This window comes from Peribacillus suis (assembly GCF_059384845.1).
This window is the reverse complement of the sequence record NZ_CM182019.1, coordinates 4,020,147-4,042,422: the sequence shown is the minus strand read 5'-3', so window position 1 is coordinate 4,042,422 and position 22,276 is coordinate 4,020,147. Positions and strand designations below refer to the sequence as shown.

Below are 22,276 nucleotides of genomic sequence, written 5' to 3'. Positions count from 1 at the left end.
TATTCGATAAAAATAAACTACCACTTCTAAAATAGACATGTTAAAATAGAGTAGAATTTTCAAACAATTATAGCTGAGGCTTTTTCATGTCCTTTTGAGGGCATGTTGTACATAATGGAAAAAGCGAATAATCCCGCACAATTTGAGGAGGAGTTACGGAATGAATCGTTTGGCAAAACAAGATGAACAAGTATTTAACGCAATCCAACTGGAATTAGGGCGACAAAGAAGCAAGATTGAGCTTATTGCATCTGAGAACTTCGTTAGTGAAGCTGTCATGGAGGCTCAAGGATCTGTTCTAACGAATAAATATGCTGAAGGGTATCCTGGGAAACGTTACTATGGTGGATGTGAATATGTCGACATCGTAGAAGACTTGGCACGCGATCGCGCAAAGGAAATATTTGGTGGCGAGTATGTAAATGTACAACCTCACTCTGGTGCCCAAGCGAATATGGCCGTTTACTTTACTGTTCTTCAAACAGGTGACACAGTGCTTGGGATGAACCTTTCCCATGGTGGCCACTTAACGCACGGCAGTCCTGTTAACTTCAGTGGAGTGAACTATAACTTCGTTGAATATGGTGTGGACGAAAAAGATCACCGTATCGATTATAATGATGTATTGGAAAAAGCCCGTCAGCATAAACCGAAATTGATCGTAGCGGGTGCTAGCGCATATCCACGTGAAATTGACTTTAAACGCTTCCGTGAAATTGCCGATGAAGTTGGAGCATATTTAATGGTGGACATGGCACATATCGCCGGTTTAGTGGCTGCAGGTTTGCATCCAAGCCCAGTTCCATATGCTGATTTCGTAACGACAACAACCCATAAAACACTTCGCGGACCACGTGGCGGAATGATTATTTGTAAAGAAGAGTTCGGCAAGAAAATCGATAAATCTATCTTCCCTGGTATTCAAGGCGGCCCGTTAATGCATGTTATTGCGGCTAAGGCAGTGGCATTCGGTGAAGCGCTTCAAGATGATTTTAAAGGATATGCTCAACAAATCATCGATAATGCTAAACGCTTGGGTGAAGGTCTTAAGAAAGAAGGATTCACACTTGTATCTGACGGTACGGATAATCATTTAATCTTACTTGATGTTCGTTCAACAGGACTTACAGGAAAGATTGCAGAAAAAGCATTGGATGAAATCGGAATCACCGTCAATAAAAACGCAATTCCTTATGATCCGGAAAAACCATTCGTTACAAGTGGTATCCGTATCGGAACGGCGGCCGTGACTTCTCGTGGCTTCGGGTTAGAAGACATGGATGAAATTGCGTCACTCATTGGTCTTGTTTTGAAAAATAATGAAGATGAAGCGAAACTTGAAGAAGCGAAACAACGCGTTGAAGCTTTGACAAGTAAATTCGATTTGTATCCTTCATTCTAATATGTAGAGCCGCTTCCTTTCTGGGGAAGTGGTTTTTTTACGTAGTGCACGTGATGGAAAAAAGATATATAAGTCATCGTGTTCCGAAAAATCTAAATACTAAAAATAGGTCTGACATCTAAAGGCTTATTGAAGATTGAATCTTTTTTCTGTAAAATGAGTAGAAGTGAAATTTAAAGGGCATAAAAAGACTTTAGATGACTATGGCAAGTATGAAATATAAACAAAATCAGGCACTGGAATGGGAGAGATGAAAAATGGGAAAAGTTTTTGTTTTTGACCACCCGTTAATTCAACACAAATTAGCTTATATACGCGATATAAATACAGGAACAAAGGAATTCCGTGAACTAGTGGATGAAGTGGCATCATTGATGGCATTTGAAATCACTAGAGACATGCAACTTGAAGAAGTTGAAATCCAAACACCTGTAAGCAAGGCGAAGGTGAAAATGCTTGCCGGTAAGAAAGTGGGCATCGTTCCGATCCTACGTGCGGGAATAGGGATGGTTGACGGAATCATTAAGTTGATCCCAGCTGCAAAAGTAGGACATGTGGGTCTATACCGTGACCCTGAAACATTAAAACCTGTTGAATACTATGTGAAAATGCCAAGCGATTTGGCTGAAAGAGAATGTATTGTTGTTGACCCAATGTTAGCTACGGGCGGTTCTGCTATTGAAGCGATCAATTCGATTAAGAACCGTGGGGCAATCAATATCAAGTTCATGTGTCTCATTGCGGCTCCAGAGGGAGTGGAAGCATTAAAAGAAGCACATCCGGATGTTGATATTTACATTGCAGGACTTGATGAGAAGTTGGATGAACACGGATATATCGTTCCAGGTCTAGGTGACGCAGGAGATCGTTTATTCGGCACAAAATAGAAAGAAACTGAGGTGTCACGAATGAAACAACCGATCAAGGTCATGACGATTTTCGGAACGAGGCCGGAAGCTGTCAAAATGGCTCCCTTAGTACTCGAATTTCAAAAGCACCCAGAATTTTTCGAACCTATAGTTGCTGTAACGGCACAGCATCGACAAATGCTAGATCAAGTTTTGGACTTGTTTTCCATCGTTCCCGATTATGACTTGAATATAATGAAGGAAAGGCAAACGTTAGCGGATATTACAACCAGGGCTTTAAGTGGGCTTGATTCCGTAATGAAAGAAGCAAAACCCGATATTGTTCTGGTACACGGTGATACCACCACAACTTTTGTTGCGAGCTTAGCCGCCTTTTATAATCAAATCGTCATTGGACATGTGGAAGCGGGGTTGCGTACGTGGAATAAATATTCCCCTTACCCTGAAGAGATGAACCGCCAATTAACGGGCACGATGGCTGACCTTCATTTCGCACCGACTGCCAAAGCGGAAGAGAACTTGTTGAATGAAAACAAGAGAGGCAATATCTTCGTGACCGGTAATACGGCAACGGATGCTTTGAAAACGACGGTTCGCTCCACGTATTCCCATCCGGTTTTAACTGGGTTGGGCAAAGACAGGCTCGTTTTACTGACGGCCCATCGTAGGGAAAATCTAGGAGAGCCGATGCGCAATATCTTCAGGGCCGTTAAAAGAATCGTGGCGGACCATGAAGATGTTCAAGTGGTTTATCCAGTACACTTGAATCCTGCTGTACAAGAACTTGCCAATGAGATTCTCGGCGATCATCCCCGTGTCCATTTAATTGAACCGCTGGATGTTTTGGATTTTCATAACTTTGCTTCCAGAGCGTATTTGATTCTGACGGATTCCGGGGGGATTCAAGAAGAGGCCCCTTCACTAGGGGTCCCTGTCCTTGTATTGCGGGATACGACTGAACGTCCTGAAGGAATCAACGCGGGTACCTTGAAGCTGGCAGGAACGGACGAGCGGACAATTGTACAAATGGCGCATGAATTGCTGAACGATCCCGAAGAGCACGAAAGAATGTCAAAGGCCTCAAATCCATATGGTGACGGCAACGCATCAGCCCGGATTGCTGAAGCGGTCCGATACTATTTCAAGCAAATAAGTGAACCACCAACAAGATTTGAATAATAAAAAAGGAAAAGCCAATATCCAAGGGCTTTTCCTTTTTTTATTGTATACTCCTCAATCGTTGAGAAGAAGATAATGGGGAAGGAGGGTGCACAAAAATGAGAGCAATCATTATAGGTATATTTATTTTTTTATCCACATTCCCCCTTCCGATTGAAAGGGGAGTGGCGTCTGTCATACTGCCCCCCCTACCCAAAACGGCTGAATCCAAAAAAGTTAGGGCTGTTGTCACGACGGATCGACCGCTAAGCAATAGGGAGATTATAAAGGTACTTTCTAAATATCCATCATTGAATCTGCGCAATGTTTTTACGGTCGCCCTTGACGGATTTTCCGTACAGGGGAACAGGGAGGAGGTTAAGCGGCTTTGGAAGGAGGATCATATTCAAGCTGTTTCGGAAGTGTCAAAATATCATCCGGCGCTTGATGAAAGCGTCCCATATATTGGCGGCGATCGGGTAAGGAGCTTTTTCGATCAGAAACATCGTCGTATAACTGGAAAAGGAGTGAAGGTCGGTATTATCGATACGGGAATGGATTATACCCATCCGGATTTACAGCATGCGTACAGAGGCGGAAAGGACTTAGTGGATGACGATTCTGACCCGATGGAGACAACGAATCAGGGGGAAATGAACACGATTCATGGAACTCATGTGGCTGGCATCATTGCCGCAAATGGCAAGATGAGGGGAGTGGCTCCGGAAGCTGAAATCTATGCTTACCGTGCATTAGGACCTGGCGGGGCAGGAGATACTGAGCAAGTTTTGGCGGCCGTCGAGTCGGCCATCAAGGATAAAGTCGATGTTTTGAATCTTTCTCTTGGGAATGATATTAACGGACCTGATTTACCGATTTCACTTGCACTAAATAAGGCGGTGGAATCCGGAATTGTTGCTGTCACATCCAATGGTAATTCAGGTCCGGCCGTATGGACGGTCGGATCACCCGGAACGGCGGAGAAAGCGATATCCGTCGGGGCCTCGACTCCTCCTTTGAAAGTGCCTGTTATGGAATACGGGCTTGGTTCAAACCACTATCAATCAGATTTAACCTTGTTGCAAGGGTCGAAAAAATGGAATCTGACCTTTTCGGAAGATATCATGTATGGGGGTATTGGGGAGGAAAGTGACCTAAAGAGGGCGAAGGATAAGATTGTTTTAATGGAGCGCGGAGTACTCACTTTTCAAGAAAAAGCGACCAATGCTGAGAAGGCTGGGGCCAAGGGCGTCATCATCTTTAATAATACAAATGGTATGTTCACAGGTAGCCTGGAGAAAGAGATGAGAATACCAGTTGCTTCTATTAAAAGAAAACATGGGTTACGCCTTAAAAAGGATTTGGAAGGTCAAGCACATGGAAAAGTTCACTTTGTAAACAAGAAGGAACAAGATAGGCTGGCTGATTTTAGCTCAAGAGGTCCTGTGACGGTTTCATGGGATATTAAACCAGATGTGCTTGCCCCAGGAGTGGAAATCACGAGCACAATTCCAAAAGGGTACATGGCTCTAGCGGGAACGAGCATGTCCGCTCCGCATGTAGCCGGAGCATGTGCACTTATCTTGCAAAAGCACCCGAACTGGACACCCGAACAAGTGAAGTCTGCATTGATGAGCACGTCCAAGCCATTAAGTAAATCCGTTCAGCATTTGTACCATACCTATGAGCAAGGGGCAGGGCGAATCCAAATTGATGAAGCGATAAAAGCGGATACACTCTTATACCCGAGTTCCTTATCATTTGGAATGTACACTAAAAGGGATGGTATCGAGGAGCACCAACAAGCATTGATTCTTGAAAATACAGGAAAGAATAAAAAAAGGTACACGATGATCGTTCCTTTACAAGAAAAAGGGCTGAATTGGGATTTGCCACAATCCCTTACTTTAAACCCTGGGGAAAAGAAGGAAGTGCAATTGGGGCTTCAAGTAAGTCCAGAGAAACTTAGTAAGGGTGTGTATGATGGCTATCTCTTGATAATGGAAGGTAATAAGAAAATATCGCTCCCTTATTTATATGTAAAAGAAGAGCCCGATTACCCAAGGGTGATGGGATTTGAATTCGGAAAAGGAGATCAAGCCAGTACGTACCGTTATGAAATGTATCTCCCTCGTGGAGCAGAGGAATTCGGGATTGCACTCTATGAGGCAGATAGTCTGAGATTTGCGGGGTTCATGGATTGGTCCAGACCAGCTTCATCCGGTATGACGAAAAAAACCATTTTCAAAAAGGATTTACCACCCAATGGAGTATATAAAGCGATTATCTTTGCGAGGAGGGGTGGAAGGGAAGATCGGATAGAAAAGACGTTACTTATTGAGTGAACATGACAGATGTGTAAAATAAAACTGATGTCAATAGTCAAAAAAAGATATTCTGTGAACAATTCAGTAATATTTACAAACCTGTGACAAATTTCACTAACGACACATTGACATTGATTCTAGCCTATTGTATGCTAACTAAGGATGTAAAATGAGAGGGTTTTCAAATGCCCGACATGCAGAATTTTACAGCATGGATTTTTTTTCTATCCTCCACCAAATTCAACCGCGAGGATGCAACTTTGCATCAAAAGAATTGCCTTCCTTTATGGCAGGGGCTGTTGTTTTGATGTCAGCGATTCTTTCTCAACTAGTCGGATCTTTTGTCAATCCATTTCACCTTCTAAGGGAAATGAATGGACGAACTATGATTCGAACCGCTGCAATTATAATAATTGGCCTTCTTTGTGAACTTGCGTCAGTTAGTTTACAAGCAATGCTCCATTCAGTACGAAAATATTTCTCAGGAGATTAAATGTAAAATGCCAGAAATAAAAATCATGTTCAACAGGCAGAGTAAATATATAGTTTATCTTCTGGCGGTTTATGTTGTTGGATGGGGACTTACGAGTTACCAAGCCGTGTTTGCGGGGCTTATACTGGGTACGATTTTGAGTTTATATAATTTATGGCTGATCAATCAAAAAATCAAGAAATTCAGTCGAGCGCTTGATGAGGGCAAAAAAGTCAAATCTCTTGGTACATTGACACGAATGGCATCCGCAGGTTTTGCGGTACTCGTTGCATTGGAATATCCGGAGCATTTTCATCTGATTAGTGTTGTATGGGGATTAATGACAGCTTATATTGTCATTTTTATAGATTTTTTCATCCAATTAATACGTCGATAGCGGGGAAGAGAGGTGAATATAGTTGAATCATGAAGCACCCTTACATGAATTTATGGGTCTAACCTTTAACTTAAGTAATGTCCTAATGATAACGATAGCAAGCCTGGTTGTATTTATCCTTGCAGTAATTAGCACACGCAAACTTGCGATGAAGCCAACTGGCATGCAGAATTTCATGGAATGGATTATGGATTTCGTTAAGGGTATTATCAATAGTAACATGGACTGGAGAACAGGTGGTCAGTTTCAACTGCTTGGTATGACTTTGCTGATGTACATTTTTGTGTCCAATATGCTCGGTCTTCCATTTGCAATTAGTTACGATGGTGTCCTTTGGTGGAAATCACCAACAGCCGACCCAGTTATCACATTGACTCTTGCAGTCATGGTCCTAGGTTTAACGCATTATTATGCTATAAAAATGAAAGGCGCGAAGGGTTATTTCAAAGCTTATAAAAACCCAATGACTTTCGTAGAGGAATTTACCAATTCCTTGACACTTGGTCTGCGTCTGTATGGTAATATTTATGCTGGTGAGGTTTTATTAAGTCTATTAGCTGGTTCTTTAGCTATGAGTGGAGCTCTAGGTTTTGTCGGAGCGATCGTTCCTACTTTAGTATGGCAAGGCTATAGTATTTTCGTCGGCAGTATCCAAGCATTTATCTTTGTTACGTTAACAATGGTTTATCTGTCTCATAAAGTCAGTGACGACCATTAATTATAAGTTCATTTTGAACTGAAATAATAAAATTTTGATACAATTTTAAGGAGGATATTTATAATGACAGGTTCAGTAGGTCTTCTTGCAGCAGCAATCGCAATTGGTTTAGCAGCACTAGGTGCTGGTATTGGTAATGGTCTTATCGTTTCAAGAACAGTAGAAGGTATCGCTCGTCAACCAGAAGCTCGCGGTATGCTTCAAACTACAATGTTCATCGGGGTAGGTTTAGTTGAGGCGATGCCTATCATCGCAGTAGTTATCGCATTCATGGTATACGGTAGTTAATAGAACCTTTAAAAAGTTCAAAAATGGCGAAGTTCGTTCCATGTGAACCTTCGCCTTTCCTTTATGTCCACAATCCTGTTTTAATACATTTTAAGAGCACAGTTTTCTAAAAGTTCATTTATAAATGAACGCTTAAGAAGTGAAACTCGTGAAGGGAGTGAACCAAGCGTGTTAACAAGCAGCTTTGTACTTGGGTCATCAACTGCCGGCTTCAATGGCGGAGATATGATTTTCCAATTAGTTATGTTTATTATTTTGTTAGCGTTGCTGAAGAAATTTGCATGGGGTCCTCTAATGGGCATCATGACTCAACGTGAAGAACACGTTGCAAATGAAATTCAAGCAGCTGAAGCTAGCAGACAAGAAGCACTTAAATATTTAGAAGAACAACGTGAGATCGTTAAGCAATCTCGCACTGAAGCTGGACAACTTATCGAAAATGCAAAACTTCAAGGTGAAGCGCAGCGTGAAGATATCGTGAAACAAGCACGTCTTGAGGCTGATCGTGTGAAAGAATCAGCGAAGCGTGAAATCGTACAGGAAAAAGAAAAAGCCATCAATGCATTACGCGAGCAAGTGGCATCTTTATCCGTTCTTATTGCTTCTAAAGTAATTGAAAAAGAACTATCTGAAGCTGATCAAGAGCAATTGATTAATGAATACATTCAAGAGGCAGGAGAAGGTAAATGAGCGATATAACAGTAGCAAAACGTTATGCCGTTGCCCTTTTCCAAATTGCGAAAGAGCAAAATCTCATTAACCAACTTGAAGCTGAACTTCGCGTAGTGAATGAAGTTTTTACAAACGATAATGAGCTATTAAGCTTTTTAGCTCATCCTAAAATGACTAAAGATGCTAAGCGTACTGTACTTATCAATGCTTTTACAAGCATTTCTCCTTCCATTCTAAACACTGTACTGTTAATGGTAGAACGTCATCGTACAGATGAAGTACCTGCCATGGCACAAGAGTTTATAGAACTTGCGAATGAAGAAAATTCAGTGGCAGACGCTACAGTCTATACAGTACGTCCATTAACTGAAAACGAAATGGAAGCTGTGTCTTCATCTTTTGCTGCAAAAATCGGCAAAAAACATTTACGCATCACTAATGTTACGGATAGCAATATTCTTGGCGGCATCAAACTTCAAATCGGTAACCGTATTTATGACGGAACGATTAGCGGTAAGCTTGATCGCCTAAGCAAACAACTATTAGGTTAATATTCACAGATAGGGGTGAAATTCATGAGCATCAAAGCTGAAGAAATCAGTGCGCTGATTAAAAAGCAGATTGAAAACTATCAGTCGGAAATTAAAGTAAGCGATGTAGGTACAGTTATCACTGTTGGTGATGGTATCGCTCGCGTTCATGGTTTAGATAATGCAATGGCTGGGGAGCTCTTAGAATTTTCTAATGGTTCAATGGGATTAGCACAAAACCTTGAGCAAAATAACGTAGGTGTTGTTATTCTTGGACCTTTCAGAGATATTCAAGAAGGCAGTGAAGTACGCCGTACGGGCAGAATCATGGAAGTACCAGTTGGAGAAGAATTAATCGGACGTGTTGTAAACCCGCTTGGACAACCTATTGATGGTCTTGGTCCAATCGCTACTACAAAAACTCGCCCAATCGAAAGTCCTGCTACAGGTGTTATGGACCGTAAATCCGTTCATGAACCACTACAAACAGGTATTAAAGCAATCGATGCTCTTGTTCCAATCGGACGTGGACAACGTGAGTTAATCATCGGTGACCGTCAAACTGGTAAAACATCAGTTGCAATCGATACAATCTTGAACCAAGCTGACCAAGATATGATTTGTATCTACGTAGCTATCGGTCAAAAAGAATCAACAGTTCGTGGAACAGTTGAAACACTACGTAAGAATGGTGCTCTAGATTACACAATCGTTGTATCTGCATCAGCTTCTCAACCAGCTCCACTATTATACCTAGCTCCTTATGCTGGTGTAACTATGGCTGAAGAATTCATGTTCTCAGGCAAGCACGTTCTAGTGGTTTACGATGATCTTTCTAAACAAGCATCTGCATACCGCGAACTTTCCTTGCTGCTTCGCCGTCCTCCAGGTCGTGAAGCATTCCCAGGGGATGTATTCTACTTGCATTCACGTTTACTTGAACGTGCTGCTAAATTGAACGACACTTTAGGTGCTGGTTCAATCACTGCACTACCATTTGTTGAAACACAAGCAGGCGACATTTCTGCATACATTCCAACAAACGTTATTTCCATCACTGATGGACAAATCTTCTTACAATCTGATTTGTTCTTCTCAGGTGTACGTCCTGCGATTAACGCTGGTCTTTCCGTATCACGTGTTGGTGGATCTGCGCAAATTAAAGCGATGAAAAAAGTTGCCGGTACATTACGTCTTGACTTGGCTTCTTATCGCGAATTAGAAGCATTCTCTCAATTCGGATCTGACCTTGATGCTGCTACTCAAGCTAAACTTAACCGTGGTGCTCGTACAGTTGAAGTTCTTAAACAAGATTTGAATAAACCAATTAAAGTAGAAAAACAAGTTATGATTTTCTACGCATTAACAAAAGGCTTCCTAGATGATATTCCGGTTTCGGATATCCTTCGTTTCGAAGAAGAATACTATGTGTTCCTAGATCGTTCTCATCCAGAATTATTAGATCACATTCGCACAACAAAAGGTCTTCCTGAAGACGCTGCTATGGTTGCTGCTATTAACGAATTCAAAAAGAACTTCGTTATTTCTGAATAATAAGGTCTAAATAATTTTTAAAGGGTGGTGAGAATGAATGGCCTCTTTACGCGATATTAAGTCTCGGATAACTTCAACGAAAAAGACGAGTCAAATTACAAAAGCGATGCAAATGGTATCCGCTTCAAAAATGAACCGTGCGGAAGCTAATGCTAAAGCATATGTTCCATATATGGAAAAAATTCAAGAAGTAGTATCTAGTATTGCGAACGGAAGCGCGGATGCATCTCATCCAATGCTTGCCAAGCGTCCAGTGAAGAAAACCGGTTACCTGGTGATCACATCGGACCGTGGTTTGGCAGGGGCATACAACAGTAGCGTCCTTCGTCAAGTTCATAAAACAATTCTTGAACGCCATAAATCCAATGATGAGTTTGTCATTATCGCAATCGGAAGGGTTGGCCGTGATTTCTTTGTCAGCCGTGGCATGCATGTAGAGCTTGAAGTAATAGGTGTTCCTGATCAGCCGTCTTTCGCTGACATCAACACACTTGCTAAATCGACAGTGAATTTGTATCTAAATGAACTGTGTGATGAGCTTTATATGTACTATAACCATTATGTCAGCCCAATCCAACAGGACGTAACGGAAAAGCAAGTCCTTCCGTTATCGGACTTTGATACTTCCAATGCTAAATTGACATCTTATGAATTTGAACCGAATGCGGAAGAAATTCTTGAGGTTTTACTTCCTCAGTACGCTGAAAGTTTAATTTATGGTGCATTGTTAGATGGTAAAGCAAGTGAGCACTCTGCACGTATGACAGCAATGAAAAATGCAACCGACAATGCGAAAGAATTGATCGATTCACTTTCATTGCAATATAACCGTGCACGTCAAGCCGCAATCACTCAAGAAATTACTGAAATTGTCGGTGGCGCAGCTGCTTTAGAATAGATGTAATGATGGGGGCGGTCCGGCGGACGATGCTTGGCCGTTCCATAAATATGATAGTCGTTATAAGCAACGTAAGGAGGGAAAACGATGAATATAGGACGCGTTACTCAAGTTATGGGTCCGGTTGTTGACGTGAAATTCGAAGACGGACAACTTCCTAAGATCTATAACGCGTTAAGAATCGAAAATAAAGCGTCTGGTACAGGACTAACTCTCGAAGTAGCCCTTCAACTAGGTGATAATACAGTTCGTACTGTTGCAATGTCTTCCACGGACGGTTTAACTCGTGGTGCAGAAGCACTTGATACAGGAGCACCGATTTCCGTTCCTGTAGGTGATGTAACTCTAGGTCGCGTTTTCAACGTATTAGGGGAAAATATCGATCTATTTGATCCACTTACAGCAGATGTACGTCGTGATCCAATTCACAGACAAGCACCAACTTTTGAGGAACTTTCAACACAAGTTGAAATCCTTGAAACTGGTATCAAAGTAGTAGATTTACTTGCACCTTACATCAAAGGTGGTAAAATCGGTCTCTTCGGTGGAGCCGGTGTTGGTAAAACTGTACTTATCCAAGAACTTATTAACAACATCGCCCAAGAACACGGTGGTATTTCCGTATTCGCTGGTGTAGGTGAGCGTACTCGTGAAGGGAATGACCTTTTCTACGAGATGACTGACTCTGGTGTTATTAAGAAAACAGCGATGGTATTCGGACAAATGAATGAGCCACCAGGTGCACGTATGCGTGTAGCTCTTAGTGGTTTGACAATGGCTGAATATTTCCGTGACGAACAAGGACAAGACGTTCTTTTCTTCATCGATAACATCTTCCGTTTCACTCAAGCAGGTTCTGAGGTTTCTGCCCTACTAGGACGTATGCCTTCAGCGGTTGGTTACCAACCTACCCTTGCTACAGAAATGGGTCAATTACAAGAGCGTATCACTTCAACTAATAAAGGTTCTGTTACATCTATCCAAGCAATTTATGTACCTGCCGATGACTATACGGATCCGGCTCCAGCTACAACTTTCGCTCACTTAGATGCAACGACTAACCTTGAACGTAAACTTTCTGAAATGGGTATCTACCCTGCGGTTGATCCATTGGCTTCTTCTTCTCGTGCGCTTAGCCCAGAGGTTGTTGGAGCAGAGCACTATAATGTTGCTCGTCAAGTACAATCAACATTACAGAAATATAAAGAACTTCAAGATATCATCGCAATCTTGGGTATGGATGAATTAAGCGAAGACGAGAAAGTAATCGTTGCTCGTGCTCGTAGAATCCAAAACTTCTTGTCACAAAACTTCCACGTGGCTGAACAATTTACTGGTCAAAAAGGTTCTTACGTACCAGTAAAAGAAACAGTTCAAGGATTCAAAGATATCCTAGCTGGAAAATATGACGAGCTTCCTGAAGATGCATTCCGTTTAGTTGGCCGTATCGAAGAAGTTATTGCTAAAGCAAAAGAAATGGCTTAATTAAGGGAACTAGGAGGTAATGAAATGAAGACCATTAAAGTCAATGTTGTTACTCCCGATGGCCCAGTATATGAAGCAGAAGTTGAAATGGTAAGCACGAAAGCTAAAAGTGGTGAGCTGGGAATTATGGCTGGACACGTTCCAACCGTAGCTCCCCTTACTATCGGTGCTGTTCGTCTTAAAAATGGAAACAACACAGACTATGTAGCTGTAAATGGTGGCTTCCTAGAAGTTCGCCCTGATGTGGTAACCATTTTAGCTCAATCTGCTGAAAGAGCTGAAACTATCGATCTTGCACGTGCTCAAGCAGCAAAAACACGTGCAGAACAAAGATTGCAGAACAATGATGGATCTAATGACTCGAAAAGAGCTAATTTAGCACTTAAACGGGCTGTAAACCGGATTCAAATTGCAGAAATGCGATAAATTTCAAAGAAAAAGCACCTCACTTTCCACTTGGAAAGTGGGGTGCTTTTTTATGTTTTAGCAAAAGGCCACATTGAATTAATCGGTTGTCACATCATGTAGTACGATGTTGACAATTATAAAATATTATCGGATTAGGAGGAAAAGTATTTCCCTATTTGATTCGCTGAGCCATGACACTGCATTTTACGGAATGTTATAATGTATACACTTACATTTATTGGATGTAGTCTCGGAATATCAGATTGCTTCTAAAAAAAGGTGTACCCGCATACTTTTTTAAAACGGGGTTACTTACCTAAAATGAAGACAAGTGTACCATTTAAACATGATTCTTCTATAAAGGGTGATGGACATGGGACAGCTGCATATTTACCAAAATAATTATTTAATTGTATTCGTTTTCCTCAGCTTAGGAATCTTACTTCCACTAGTGGCACTATTTCTTGGAAAGCTTCTTAGACCAAATAAACCGAATGAGATGAAATATACGACCTACGAAAGTGGAGTGGAACCTTTTCAGGACTCCAGGGTTCAGTTCAATGTCAGGTATTATTTATTTGGATTGATGTTCGTCATCTTTGATGTAGAAACCGTTTTTCTTTATCCTTGGGCGGTTGCATATGATGAATTGGGATTGTTTGCTCTGATTGAGATGCTATTTTTTGTCCTTATCCTATTGTTAGGCCTAATTTATGCTTGGAAAAAGAAGGTGTTAAAGTGGAATTGAAATTAGATAACCTCACCCGTGAAGAAATGGAAGAAATGCGTCAAAGTGTCTTTTTATCCACGCTTGAGCAAGTAAAGGCGTGGGCTAGAAGCAATTCATTATGGCCAATGACTTTCGGGCTCGCATGTTGTGCCATTGAAATGATGGGGGTGGGATCCTCCCATTATGATTTGGATCGATTTGGTTCCTTTTTTCGTACTTCACCGAGACAATCGGATGTCATGATCGTTTCTGGCACAGTGACGAAAAAAATGGCCCCTATTTTAAGGCGCCTATATGACCAAATGCCAGAACCGAAATGGGTGATTGCAATGGGATCCTGTGCAACGGCTGGAGGCCCGTATGTCCATTCCTATTCAGTCGTTAAAGGGGTAGACCAGATTGTGCCCGTTGATGTTTATATTCCTGGGTGCCCTCCTAATCCGGCAGCACTGATTTACGGAATCAATAAATTGAAAGAAAAAATCAGATATGAAGCCAAAACCGGAAAGCGGGTGATTTAAATGAGTGATGAGCAAGACTTAGCTCAGCAGAAAAAGGAGGCCGCTGCAAAAGCGAAAGCAGCAGCCCAGGCCCGAAAGCAGGCAAAAGAGAGTAAATCAGAAGCAGAAGAGGACAACCTAGATATAGCGAAGCAGAAGGCAGCCGCAGCAGCAAAAGCGAAAGCAGCCGCCCTAGCCCGAAAACAGGCAAAAGAGAGCGGAACAGAAGGAGGAGAAGAAGACAACCTAGATATAGCGAAGCAGAAGGCAGCCGCCGCGGCAAAAGCGAAAGCAGCAGCCCTGGCACGAAAACAGGCAAAAGAGAGCGGAACAGAAGGGGGAGGAGACAACTTAGATATAGCAAAGCAGAAGGCAGCCGCCGTAGCGAAGGCCAAGGCTGCTGCATTAGCCAAAAAGAAAGGAGCGACCAATAAAGAAGAAGATCCCGAAAAGGCGAAGGCCAAAGCTATCGCTGCAGCAAAAGCAAAGGCAGCGGCGGCCGCAAAGGCAAAGAATACTGTAAAAGAAAGTCCCGAAGCGACCCCAGAAGCACCTTCACCCAACCAACCTATCCTCGATCAACTTATTCAGGCCATTGAACGGCATTTGGGAGAAGATGTCCTAGTAGATTACTATATTAATACCCTTTCCAAAGATATTCCCACCTTGGTAGCTAAACCTGATACATATTTCCAAATTGCAGACTTTCTACGCCATGATAAAACGTTAAGTTTTCAGTACTTATCAGAGTTGCATGGCACCGACTTTGAGACCCATATGGAAATGTATGTACAGCTGTACTCCTTTCTAATAAATCATTCAGTTGCACTGAAGGTGAAACTTGATAGGAATACTCCTTCTGTCCCGTCGTTGGTGCCCTTATGGCCGGGAGCAAATTGGCCGGAGTGTGAGGCATACGACTTACTCGGCATCGTATTCCAAGGGCATCCGGATTTAAAGCGGATCTTGCTTGGAGAAGATTGGATTGGATATCCGCTTCGTAAAGATTATCAGCCCTATGACGTGGAGGTGTAGCTCAATGTTACGGACGGAAGAGATGTTGCTTAATGTCGGGCCACAGCATCCCAGTACGCATGGCGTGTTCCGGCTTATCATCAAAATCGACGGTGAAATCATTAAAGAGGCCACCCCAGTCATTGGGTATCTTCATCGGGGAACGGAAAAGCTGGCTGAAAATCTGCAATATACACAGATCATCCCCTATACCGATCGGTTGGATTACTTAGCGGCGATGACTAATAATTATGTACTTTGCCATGCAGTTGAAACCATGATGGGGGTGGAGGTACCTGACCGCGCGGAATATTTGCGTGTTATCGCGATGGAGTTGGGCCGTGTGGCCAGCCACCTTGTGTGGTGGGGAACGTACTTACTTGATATTGGAGCGACAAGTCCCTTTTTATACGCCTTTCGTGAACGGGAAATGATCATCAATTTATTGACCGAATTGTCGGGGGCACGGCTGACGTTTAATTACATGAGGGTTGGAGGCGTGAAGTGGGACGCTCCGGAGGATTGGATAGAAAAGGTGGCAGAGTTTGTCCCCTACATGAGGGAGCAACTGGCTGGGTACCACCAACTGGTTACAGGCAATGAGATTTTTATGAACCGGGTCAGGGGTGTGGGCGTTTATTCAAAGGAAGATGCACTTTCCTATTCATTGAGCGGCGCTAATTTAAGGTGTACGGGTGTGAAATTTGATTTAAGAAAAGATGAGCCTTACTCCATTTATGACCGGTTCCAATTCGATGTACCCACCCGTGAAGAAGGTGATGCCTTTTCCCGTTATCATTGCAGGATGGAAGAAATAGAAGAGTCCTTGAAAATCCTGGAACAGGCCGTAAAGCAATTTCCTGCTGAGGGGCCGATCCTTGCCAAGGTCCCGAAAATCATCAAGGTCCCAAAAGGGGAGGCGTTAGTCCGAATCGAATCGCCAAGAGGGGAAATAGGCTGCTATATTGCGAGTGAAGGGAAAAAGGAGCCGTACCGTTTGAAATTCCGGCGACCATCCTTTTATAATCTGCAAATCCTGCCCAAATTGCTTGAAGGGGAAAATATGGCGAATCTGATAACGATACTTGGGGCGATTGACATCGTTTTAGGGGAGGTGGATGGCTAGATGATCCACAATCTACTTCAATCAGCTCCTAGCCTTCTCAACTTTGGCATCTTCTTTGGCTTGGCGGTCCTGCTCCTATTCGTAGTGTTAGGGTTTGTCACCTATGGCATCCTCTCGGAACGGAAGATCATGGGGTTCATGCAGATGCGGGTGGGTCCGAATCAACTTGGGGGTAAATGGGGGCTTTTACAGACCGTTGCCGATGTTTTAAAGCTTTTGATTAAGGAAGACACCATACCGAAAAAAGCGGATAAACCGCTGTATATATTAGCTCCCGTGATCGCCTTTGCTCCGGCTTTCATGGTCCTGGCGACCTTGCCTTTCACAGAAGCTTTTCAATTTGCGGATATAGGTGTCGGCCTCCTTTATTATGTGGCGGTATCGGGCATATCGACGATTGGCATCGTGACCGCTGGATGGGCATCCAACAATAAGTATTCTTTGATTGGCGGGATGCGCGCGGCGGCACAAATGATTTCATATGAAATCCCGCTTGTCATGTCAGTAGTGGGAATCGTCCTTTTGACGGGGAGCCTAAACCTGAACGAAATAGTTGCCGCTCAGGATAAAGTTTGGTTCATTTTCCTTCAGCCCATTGCATTCTTCGTATTCTTTATCGCATCGGTGGCCGAGTTGAATCGGGTACCTTTTGATCTTCCAGAAGCGGAATCAGAGCTCGTTTCAGGCTACCATGTCGAGTATTCCGGCTTTCGTTGGGCTTTCTTTATGTTATCGGAATATGTCTATATGTTTGCAATGGCTACGTTAACCACTGTATTATTTTTAGGTGGATGGAATTCTATACCGTTTATGGATTTTATTCCAGGAGCCATCTGGTTTGGCTTGAAGTTTAGTCTTGTCTTTTACGTATTGGTTTGGATTCGCGTTACGTTTCCACGGATAAGAGTGGACCAATTGATGGAGTTTGGTTGGAAGGTCTTGTTGCCCGTAGCGTTAGCCAATATATTTTTGACTGCGCTTTTCAAAGAACTATTCAAACTATTTTAGACGTTAAAGATTTTCAGAAAGTGGGGGATCCATATGCTGGGGTTAGCAAAAGGTCTAACGTACACGCTGAAGAACCTGACCCGGAAAAAGGTGACGTATGACTATCCGAATGAGCCACTGCCACTCCCTGATCGGTTCCGGGGAATTCAAAAATTTTATCCTGAAAAGTGTATTGTTTGTAATCAGTGCGTGACGATTTGTCCGACGGATTGCATTCAGTTAACGGGAAAAAGACATCCAGATCCTACGAAAAAAGGAAAGATCATCGATACCTATGACATCAATTTTGAAATATGCATTTTATGCGATTTATGCACGGAGGTTTGTCCGACCGAAGCAATCGTGATGACGAACGAATTTGAACTGGCTGAGTATAGCCGGGATCAGTTATTTAAAAATCTGGAGTGGTTGGATGAGAATGATGAGAATATTCGAAAGGTGAATAAGGTATGAGTGTGTCTGGTGAATTACTTGCTTTTATCGGCTTGGCAACCGTCGCGATAGTGGGCGGGGTACTGCTGATTACGTTAACGAAAGTGGTGCACATGGTGGTTGCACTGGTCTTTACATTCCTAAGCATTGCAGGCATTTACTTGCTTTTATCGGCGGAATTTGTCGCTGTCGTACAAATCCTCATCTATTCCGGGGCGATTACGATCGTGATGCTGTTTGGAATCATGCTGACGCGCCATCATGAAAAGGAGGAACCGGCAAAGGACGGTTGGCGAAAGTTCTTTTTGATCTTAGGAATTGCCGGCTTTGCCTTAGTGGTTTATCTAGGCATTTACAACCTGGATATACCGGTTCAGCCATCGACCCTGCATGAGGAAAATACGAAACAAATCGGAATCGAGCTGTTCTCAAAGTATGTGATTCCATTTGAAGTGCTTTCCGTGCTCCTGCTCGTCGCTTTGGTCGGTGCCATAGTCTTGGCAAAAAAAGATGATGAGGAAGAGGAGGGAGGAAAGTTATGACAGGTGTTCCCTTGTCTGCTTACCTCGTCTTGGCACTCGTTTTATTTTGCATCGGGCTATACGGTGCCTTGACGAAAAGAAATGCAGTTATTGTTTTGATATCGATTGAACTGATGCTGAATGCCGCGAATGTCAATCTGGTTGCCTTCAGTAAATTTGGGGTAACTCCGTCTATTACGGGTCAGGTGTTTTCATTATTTACGATTACAATCGCTGCAGCCGAAGCGGCTGTGGGGCTAGCCATTTTAATGGCTCTGTACCGAAATCGAAAAACAGTCAATGTGGATGAAATGGATACGATGAAGCATTGACGGTTCATACAAATGAAGGTATGAAGAAGGGGATTTGATACGATGATGGAGAATGCTTGGGTCATACCGATCCTTCCACTCGTCTCGTTCGTGTTACTGCTTTTATACGGTAGACGGTGGCGGGAAAAAGGCGCCTATATTGGAATACTGTTCACACTCACATCGTTCATTTTATCTGTAATCGTTTTGGTGGAACGGCTGCAGGGACCTACTTATAAGATGGCGATGGATTGGCTTTCTATCAGTGGGACGCAACTCACGGCAGGATTTGAAATCAATCAGCTGAATGCCTTGATGCTTGTGGTCGTATCTCTGGTGAGTCTGCTTGTTCAAATTTATTCGGTGGAATACATGAAAGGGGAAGAGCGGTTTTCCACTTTCTATGCTTACCTTGGTTTCTTTACCTTTTCCATGCTTGGGCTTGTCATAGCACCGAATTTACTGCAGCTATATATCTTCTGGGAGCTTGTTGGAGTTGGCTCATTCCTATTAATCGGATTTTATTTTCATAAACAGGAAGCAAAGCTCGCTGCAAAAAAGGCATTTATCATGACCAGGATTGGCGATGTGGGGCTTCTCATTGGAATTATTCTATTATTCTGGGAAACTGGAAGCTTCGAATATGGGGATATTTTCTCAGCTGTTCAAACGGGGGAAATCTCGATGGGAAGGTTGACGCTAATCGCCATTCTGATTTTTATCGGGGCTGTCGGAAAATCCGGACAGTTTCCACTTCACACATGGCTTCCTGACGCGATGGAAGGGCCCACACCGGTCTCCGCTTTGATCCATGCGGCAACTATGGTAGCGGCAGGCGTTTACTTGGTAGCCACGATGTTTCCTCTGTTTCTTGCAAGTTCGGCAGCTATGCAGGTCGTAGCCGTGACGGGTGGCTTTACCGCGATCTTCGCCGCTAGCATTGCTCTCGTCCAAAAAGACGTGAAGCGAGTGCTGGCCTACTCAACCATCAGCCAGCTTGGATTCATGATGCTGGCGTTGGGCACGGCGGGGTATGTCGCAGGGGTGTTTCATTTAATGACCCATGCTTTCTTTAAAGCTTTGCTGTTCTTGGCAGCAGGTAGTGTTATTCATGCTTTACATACACAAGATGTAGAAAAAATGGGTGGGATATGGAAGAAGTTGAAGGTAACGGGTCCGTTGTTCCTAATTGGTACGCTCTCGATATCGGGGTTTCCCCTTTTATCAGGATTTTTCAGTAAGGATGAAATCTTGATGTCGGCCTGGGGGAATGGGAGCTACTTTCTATTCACGCTCGCTTTGATTGCCTCCTTTTTGACGGCCTTTTATATGTTCCGTTTGTTTTTCATGATTTTCGCCGGAGAATCAAGAGGTCCTGCCAATCAAGTCGAAGATCCTTCTTCTTTCATGTTGGTTCCAATGATGGTCCTTGCGGTGCTTGCCGTGCTCAGCGGATATATACAAACTCCATGGTTTGGGGCCTTTCTTGGAGACTGGCTCATCGATGGAAATGAATCGCTGTTAGGCGTCAGTCATCATGAGGGACCGGTTTGGATCATGTTGTTAGCCATTCTCGTTTCAATTGCTGGTATATTCCTGGCGTATCTCATCTACGTAAAAAGGGCGCTATCACGGAGTTGGCTGGTGGGAGAGGACTCCATGATATATAGAGTTTTAGATAATAAGTACTTCATAGATGAGATGTACTACTTTACCGTAGGCTATCTTACCAGAGGCCTTAGCTTGTTTCTATCTTATATGGAAAAGTTCATTATCGGAGGATTGGTGTCCACAGTGAGTAACTCCATAGAAGGTTTAGGGAAAATGGGGGCTAAACTTCAAACGGGACAGGTACAGCAATATGGCGTTATAGCCTTTCTCGGACTTGCGGTTCTGATGGTCATCTTTGCGTTCACTGGGGGGTATTTAAGATGAACGGATACTTACTCACATTGTTGGTGGCTTCCCCGCTGCTTGGTATGGTGATGGTGGCCCTCATGCCTAGGACCGAGGAAAGGACCATTAAGCAATTTGGTTTCTTTGGGACACTGCCGCCCCTTATACTGACGTTATTTTTACTTGTACAGTACTATTCAGGGATAGCACTCTCTTCTTTTGACATCAAGGTGAACTGGATTCGATTTGGGAATCTTTCGATGTATGACCCAAATTTATTCGCGGTGAATTTTGAATTGGGTCTGGATGGTTTAACCCTCGTCTTTCTATTGTTGACGACAATCATTTCCTCTTTGGCGGCCCTGGCATCCTTTTCCATAAAGAGGGAGTGGAAAGGGTATTACCTATTATTTTTACTTTTAGAGATTGGGATGCTTGGCGTCTTTACGGCGGAAAACCTCATCTTGTTTTTCATCTTCTTTGAAATGACCTTGGTCCCGACGTTCTTCTTGATTGGCAAGTGGGGATATCTTGAGAAAGAAAAAGCTTCTTATCAGTTTTTGATCTATAACGGAATAGGATCGGCCATTTTATTGGTGGTGATTCTGATATTGTTCGCCCGGACAGGTACGACGAATATCGCGGCTTTGACACAGATGATGACAATGGGTGGTGTATCTCTATTCGCACCGGTTTCCGACTCGATGAAATATGGACTATGCTTGGCCCTCCTGATTGCTTTTGCCATTAAACTGCCCATGTTTCCCTTCCATACTTGGATGGTGCGGGTTCATGCCGAGGCGCCACCATCGATTGTCATGATCCATGCAGGGATTCTCTTGAAGATAGGCGCTTACGGAATCATCCGGTTTGGAATGGGAATCTTTCCAGACCAATATCAAACGCTTGCCTCCATCATTGTTCTCTTTGGGGTCATCAGCTTGTTGTATGGTGCCTTCTTAGCGTTAGTGCAGACAGATTTCAAGCTTGTTTTAGCCTATTCGTCCGTTTCACATATGGGAATCGTGATGATGGGGCTTGGTGCCTTGAATGAAGCGGGTTTGCAGGGGGCTATTTTTCAAGTGGTATCACACGGGTTGATTGCCGCTTTCCTATTCTTTTTGGTTGCTGTGTTGTATGAACGGACAGGTACGACGGTGCTTAACCGGCTTGGAGGCCTAGCCAAGTCGATGCCGCTCTTTTCCGGATTTCTGCTGGCCGGGGGGATGGCTTCTCTTGGTTTGCCGGGCATGTCAGGGTTCATCAGTGAATTCATGGCCTTCCTGGGCCTATTTAAGAGCCAGCCGGTGCTTGCTGCAATTGGCGCCATCGGTCTCATCTTAACAGCTATCTACGTCTTGAGGGCTGTCCTGACGATGACATTCGGCAAGGATAATAGCTTAATAGAGAAAGAGATATATGATCTTAAGGGTAAGGAAATGGTACCGACGGCAGTGCTTCTCGGCTTAATTATAGCAATCGGTATATATCCGAATCTACTCGGCAGGCCTCTTCAAGGAACGATTGACGCAATCATGCTAGCCGTAGGGGGGCGATGAA

Annotated in this window: 23 protein-coding genes; all 23 read left to right on the top strand. The window is 43.3% G+C overall.

The window, feature by feature from the left end; translation table 11 throughout:
• The first annotated feature begins 160 nt into the window (after positions 1 to 160).
• Positions 161 to 1,402, top strand: coding sequence for a serine hydroxymethyltransferase (gene glyA, locus AC503W_RS19780; RefSeq protein WP_402870321.1), 1,242 nt, complete (start codon positions 161 to 163; stop codon positions 1,400 to 1,402).
• A gap of 257 nt (positions 1,403 to 1,659) precedes the next feature.
• Complete coding sequence (gene upp / locus AC503W_RS19775; RefSeq protein ID WP_402870323.1) at positions 1,660 to 2,289, top strand: uracil phosphoribosyltransferase; 630 nt, start codon at positions 1,660 to 1,662, stop codon at positions 2,287 to 2,289.
• 21 nt (positions 2,290 to 2,310) lie between these two features.
• On the top strand, positions 2,311 to 3,450 hold the full coding sequence (gene wecB, locus AC503W_RS19770) for a non-hydrolyzing UDP-N-acetylglucosamine 2-epimerase (protein ID WP_402870325.1): 1,140 nt from the start codon (positions 2,311 to 2,313) through the stop codon (positions 3,448 to 3,450).
• A gap of 98 nt (positions 3,451 to 3,548) precedes the next feature.
• Positions 3,549 to 5,774 (top strand): S8 family serine peptidase, encoded by a 2,226-nt coding sequence (locus tag AC503W_RS19765; RefSeq protein ID WP_402990486.1) that lies wholly within the window; start codon positions 3,549 to 3,551, stop codon positions 5,772 to 5,774.
• 482 nt (positions 5,775 to 6,256) lie between these two features.
• Positions 6,257 to 6,625: an ATP synthase subunit I gene (locus AC503W_RS19760; RefSeq protein ID WP_402870330.1), complete on the top strand. Its 369-nt coding sequence runs from the start codon at positions 6,257 to 6,259 to the stop codon at positions 6,623 to 6,625.
• Positions 6,626 to 6,647: 22 nt separating this feature from the next.
• Positions 6,648 to 7,343, top strand: a complete 696-nt coding sequence (atpB, locus tag AC503W_RS19755) for a F0F1 ATP synthase subunit A (RefSeq protein WP_402870331.1) — start codon at positions 6,648 to 6,650, stop codon at positions 7,341 to 7,343.
• Between the two features lie 63 nt (positions 7,344 to 7,406).
• On the top strand, positions 7,407 to 7,631 hold the full coding sequence (atpE, locus tag AC503W_RS19750) for a F0F1 ATP synthase subunit C (protein WP_402870332.1): 225 nt from the start codon (positions 7,407 to 7,409) through the stop codon (positions 7,629 to 7,631).
• Between the two features lie 168 nt (positions 7,632 to 7,799).
• Positions 7,800 to 8,321, top strand: a complete 522-nt coding sequence (gene atpF / locus AC503W_RS19745; protein ID WP_402870335.1) for a F0F1 ATP synthase subunit B — start codon at positions 7,800 to 7,802, stop codon at positions 8,319 to 8,321.
• Positions 8,318 to 8,854, top strand: a complete 537-nt coding sequence (locus AC503W_RS19740) for a F0F1 ATP synthase subunit delta (RefSeq protein ID WP_402954879.1) — start codon at positions 8,318 to 8,320, stop codon at positions 8,852 to 8,854. Before atpF ends, AC503W_RS19740 begins: the two co-directional genes overlap by 4 nt.
• Before the next feature lie 24 nt (positions 8,855 to 8,878).
• Positions 8,879 to 10,387, top strand: a complete 1,509-nt coding sequence (atpA, locus tag AC503W_RS19735; protein WP_402870337.1) for a F0F1 ATP synthase subunit alpha — start codon at positions 8,879 to 8,881, stop codon at positions 10,385 to 10,387.
• A 37-nt stretch (positions 10,388 to 10,424) separates the two neighbouring features.
• Positions 10,425 to 11,285: a F0F1 ATP synthase subunit gamma gene (locus AC503W_RS19730; protein WP_427685929.1), complete on the top strand. Its 861-nt coding sequence runs from the start codon at positions 10,425 to 10,427 to the stop codon at positions 11,283 to 11,285.
• 87 nt (positions 11,286 to 11,372) lie between these two features.
• Positions 11,373 to 12,770: a F0F1 ATP synthase subunit beta gene (atpD, locus tag AC503W_RS19725; protein WP_402870343.1), complete on the top strand. Its 1,398-nt coding sequence runs from the start codon at positions 11,373 to 11,375 to the stop codon at positions 12,768 to 12,770.
• Between the two features lie 24 nt (positions 12,771 to 12,794).
• Positions 12,795 to 13,196: a F0F1 ATP synthase subunit epsilon gene (locus tag AC503W_RS19720; protein WP_402870346.1), complete on the top strand. Its 402-nt coding sequence runs from the start codon at positions 12,795 to 12,797 to the stop codon at positions 13,194 to 13,196.
• 355 nt (positions 13,197 to 13,551) lie between these two features.
• The gene (locus tag AC503W_RS19715; protein WP_402870349.1) at positions 13,552 to 13,926 is read left to right on the top strand and encodes an NADH-quinone oxidoreductase subunit A; all 375 of its coding nucleotides are present in this window, start codon (positions 13,552 to 13,554) and stop codon (positions 13,924 to 13,926) included.
• 26 nt (positions 13,927 to 13,952) lie between these two features.
• Positions 13,953 to 14,429: a NuoB/complex I 20 kDa subunit family protein gene (locus AC503W_RS19710; RefSeq protein WP_402871312.1), complete on the top strand. Its 477-nt coding sequence runs from the start codon at positions 13,953 to 13,955 to the stop codon at positions 14,427 to 14,429.
• Positions 14,430 to 15,443, top strand: a complete 1,014-nt coding sequence (locus tag AC503W_RS19705) for an NADH-quinone oxidoreductase subunit C (protein ID WP_427591711.1) — start codon at positions 14,430 to 14,432, stop codon at positions 15,441 to 15,443.
• A gap of 4 nt (positions 15,444 to 15,447) precedes the next feature.
• Positions 15,448 to 16,548 (top strand): NADH-quinone oxidoreductase subunit D, encoded by a 1,101-nt coding sequence (locus AC503W_RS19700; protein WP_427685926.1) that lies wholly within the window; start codon positions 15,448 to 15,450, stop codon positions 16,546 to 16,548.
• A complete protein-coding gene (gene nuoH, locus AC503W_RS19695; RefSeq protein ID WP_427685924.1) occupies positions 16,549 to 17,556 on the top strand; it encodes an NADH-quinone oxidoreductase subunit NuoH in 1,008 nt (335 codons plus the stop codon).
• Positions 17,557 to 17,589: 33 nt separating this feature from the next.
• Positions 17,590 to 18,009 (top strand): NADH-quinone oxidoreductase subunit NuoI, encoded by a 420-nt coding sequence (nuoI, locus tag AC503W_RS19690; protein ID WP_402870364.1) that lies wholly within the window; start codon positions 17,590 to 17,592, stop codon positions 18,007 to 18,009.
• Positions 18,006 to 18,530 (top strand): NADH-quinone oxidoreductase subunit J, encoded by a 525-nt coding sequence (locus AC503W_RS19685; RefSeq protein ID WP_402870366.1) that lies wholly within the window; start codon positions 18,006 to 18,008, stop codon positions 18,528 to 18,530. Before nuoI ends, AC503W_RS19685 begins: the two co-directional genes overlap by 4 nt.
• A complete protein-coding gene (gene nuoK, locus AC503W_RS19680) occupies positions 18,527 to 18,841 on the top strand; it encodes an NADH-quinone oxidoreductase subunit NuoK (RefSeq protein ID WP_402870369.1) in 315 nt (104 codons plus the stop codon). Before AC503W_RS19685 ends, nuoK begins: the two co-directional genes overlap by 4 nt.
• A gap of 42 nt (positions 18,842 to 18,883) precedes the next feature.
• A complete protein-coding gene (gene nuoL / locus AC503W_RS19675; RefSeq protein ID WP_427685922.1) occupies positions 18,884 to 20,755 on the top strand; it encodes an NADH-quinone oxidoreductase subunit L in 1,872 nt (623 codons plus the stop codon).
• Positions 20,752 to 22,275 (top strand): NADH-quinone oxidoreductase subunit M, encoded by a 1,524-nt coding sequence (locus AC503W_RS19670; RefSeq protein ID WP_427685920.1) that lies wholly within the window; start codon positions 20,752 to 20,754, stop codon positions 22,273 to 22,275. The genes nuoL and AC503W_RS19670 overlap by 4 nt, the downstream gene beginning before the upstream one ends.
• The last annotated feature ends 1 nt before the right edge of the window (position 22,276 follow it).

What these genes read in the sequence shown, in the direction of transcription:
- glyA (WP_402870321.1), top strand. Translation starts at nt 161, where the DNA reads ATGAATCGTTTGGCAAAACAAGATGAACAAGTATTTAACGCAATCCAA.
- upp (WP_402870323.1), top strand. Translation starts at nt 1,660, where the DNA reads ATGGGAAAAGTTTTTGTTTTTGACCACCCGTTAATTCAACACAAATTA.
- wecB (WP_402870325.1), top strand. Translation starts at nt 2,311, where the DNA reads ATGAAACAACCGATCAAGGTCATGACGATTTTCGGAACGAGGCCGGAA.
- AC503W_RS19765 (WP_402990486.1), top strand. Translation starts at nt 3,549, where the DNA reads ATGAGAGCAATCATTATAGGTATATTTATTTTTTTATCCACATTCCCC.
- AC503W_RS19760 (WP_402870330.1), top strand. Translation starts at nt 6,257, where the DNA reads ATGCCAGAAATAAAAATCATGTTCAACAGGCAGAGTAAATATATAGTT.
- atpE (WP_402870332.1), top strand. Translation starts at nt 7,407, where the DNA reads ATGACAGGTTCAGTAGGTCTTCTTGCAGCAGCAATCGCAATTGGTTTA.
- AC503W_RS19740 (WP_402954879.1), top strand. Translation starts at nt 8,318, where the DNA reads ATGAGCGATATAACAGTAGCAAAACGTTATGCCGTTGCCCTTTTCCAA.
- atpA (WP_402870337.1), top strand. Translation starts at nt 8,879, where the DNA reads ATGAGCATCAAAGCTGAAGAAATCAGTGCGCTGATTAAAAAGCAGATT.
- AC503W_RS19730 (WP_427685929.1), top strand. Translation starts at nt 10,425, where the DNA reads ATGGCCTCTTTACGCGATATTAAGTCTCGGATAACTTCAACGAAAAAG.
- atpD (WP_402870343.1), top strand. Translation starts at nt 11,373, where the DNA reads ATGAATATAGGACGCGTTACTCAAGTTATGGGTCCGGTTGTTGACGTG.
- AC503W_RS19720 (WP_402870346.1), top strand. Translation starts at nt 12,795, where the DNA reads ATGAAGACCATTAAAGTCAATGTTGTTACTCCCGATGGCCCAGTATAT.
- AC503W_RS19715 (WP_402870349.1), top strand. Translation starts at nt 13,552, where the DNA reads ATGGGACAGCTGCATATTTACCAAAATAATTATTTAATTGTATTCGTT.
- AC503W_RS19710 (WP_402871312.1), top strand. Translation starts at nt 13,953, where the DNA reads ATGGAAGAAATGCGTCAAAGTGTCTTTTTATCCACGCTTGAGCAAGTA.
- AC503W_RS19705 (WP_427591711.1), top strand. Translation starts at nt 14,430, where the DNA reads ATGAGTGATGAGCAAGACTTAGCTCAGCAGAAAAAGGAGGCCGCTGCA.
- AC503W_RS19700 (WP_427685926.1), top strand. Translation starts at nt 15,448, where the DNA reads ATGTTACGGACGGAAGAGATGTTGCTTAATGTCGGGCCACAGCATCCC.
- nuoH (WP_427685924.1), top strand. Translation starts at nt 16,549, where the DNA reads ATGATCCACAATCTACTTCAATCAGCTCCTAGCCTTCTCAACTTTGGC.
- nuoI (WP_402870364.1), top strand. Translation starts at nt 17,590, where the DNA reads ATGCTGGGGTTAGCAAAAGGTCTAACGTACACGCTGAAGAACCTGACC.
- AC503W_RS19685 (WP_402870366.1), top strand. Translation starts at nt 18,006, where the DNA reads ATGAGTGTGTCTGGTGAATTACTTGCTTTTATCGGCTTGGCAACCGTC.
- nuoK (WP_402870369.1), top strand. Translation starts at nt 18,527, where the DNA reads ATGACAGGTGTTCCCTTGTCTGCTTACCTCGTCTTGGCACTCGTTTTA.
- nuoL (WP_427685922.1), top strand. Translation starts at nt 18,884, where the DNA reads ATGATGGAGAATGCTTGGGTCATACCGATCCTTCCACTCGTCTCGTTC.
- AC503W_RS19670 (WP_427685920.1), top strand. Translation starts at nt 20,752, where the DNA reads ATGAACGGATACTTACTCACATTGTTGGTGGCTTCCCCGCTGCTTGGT.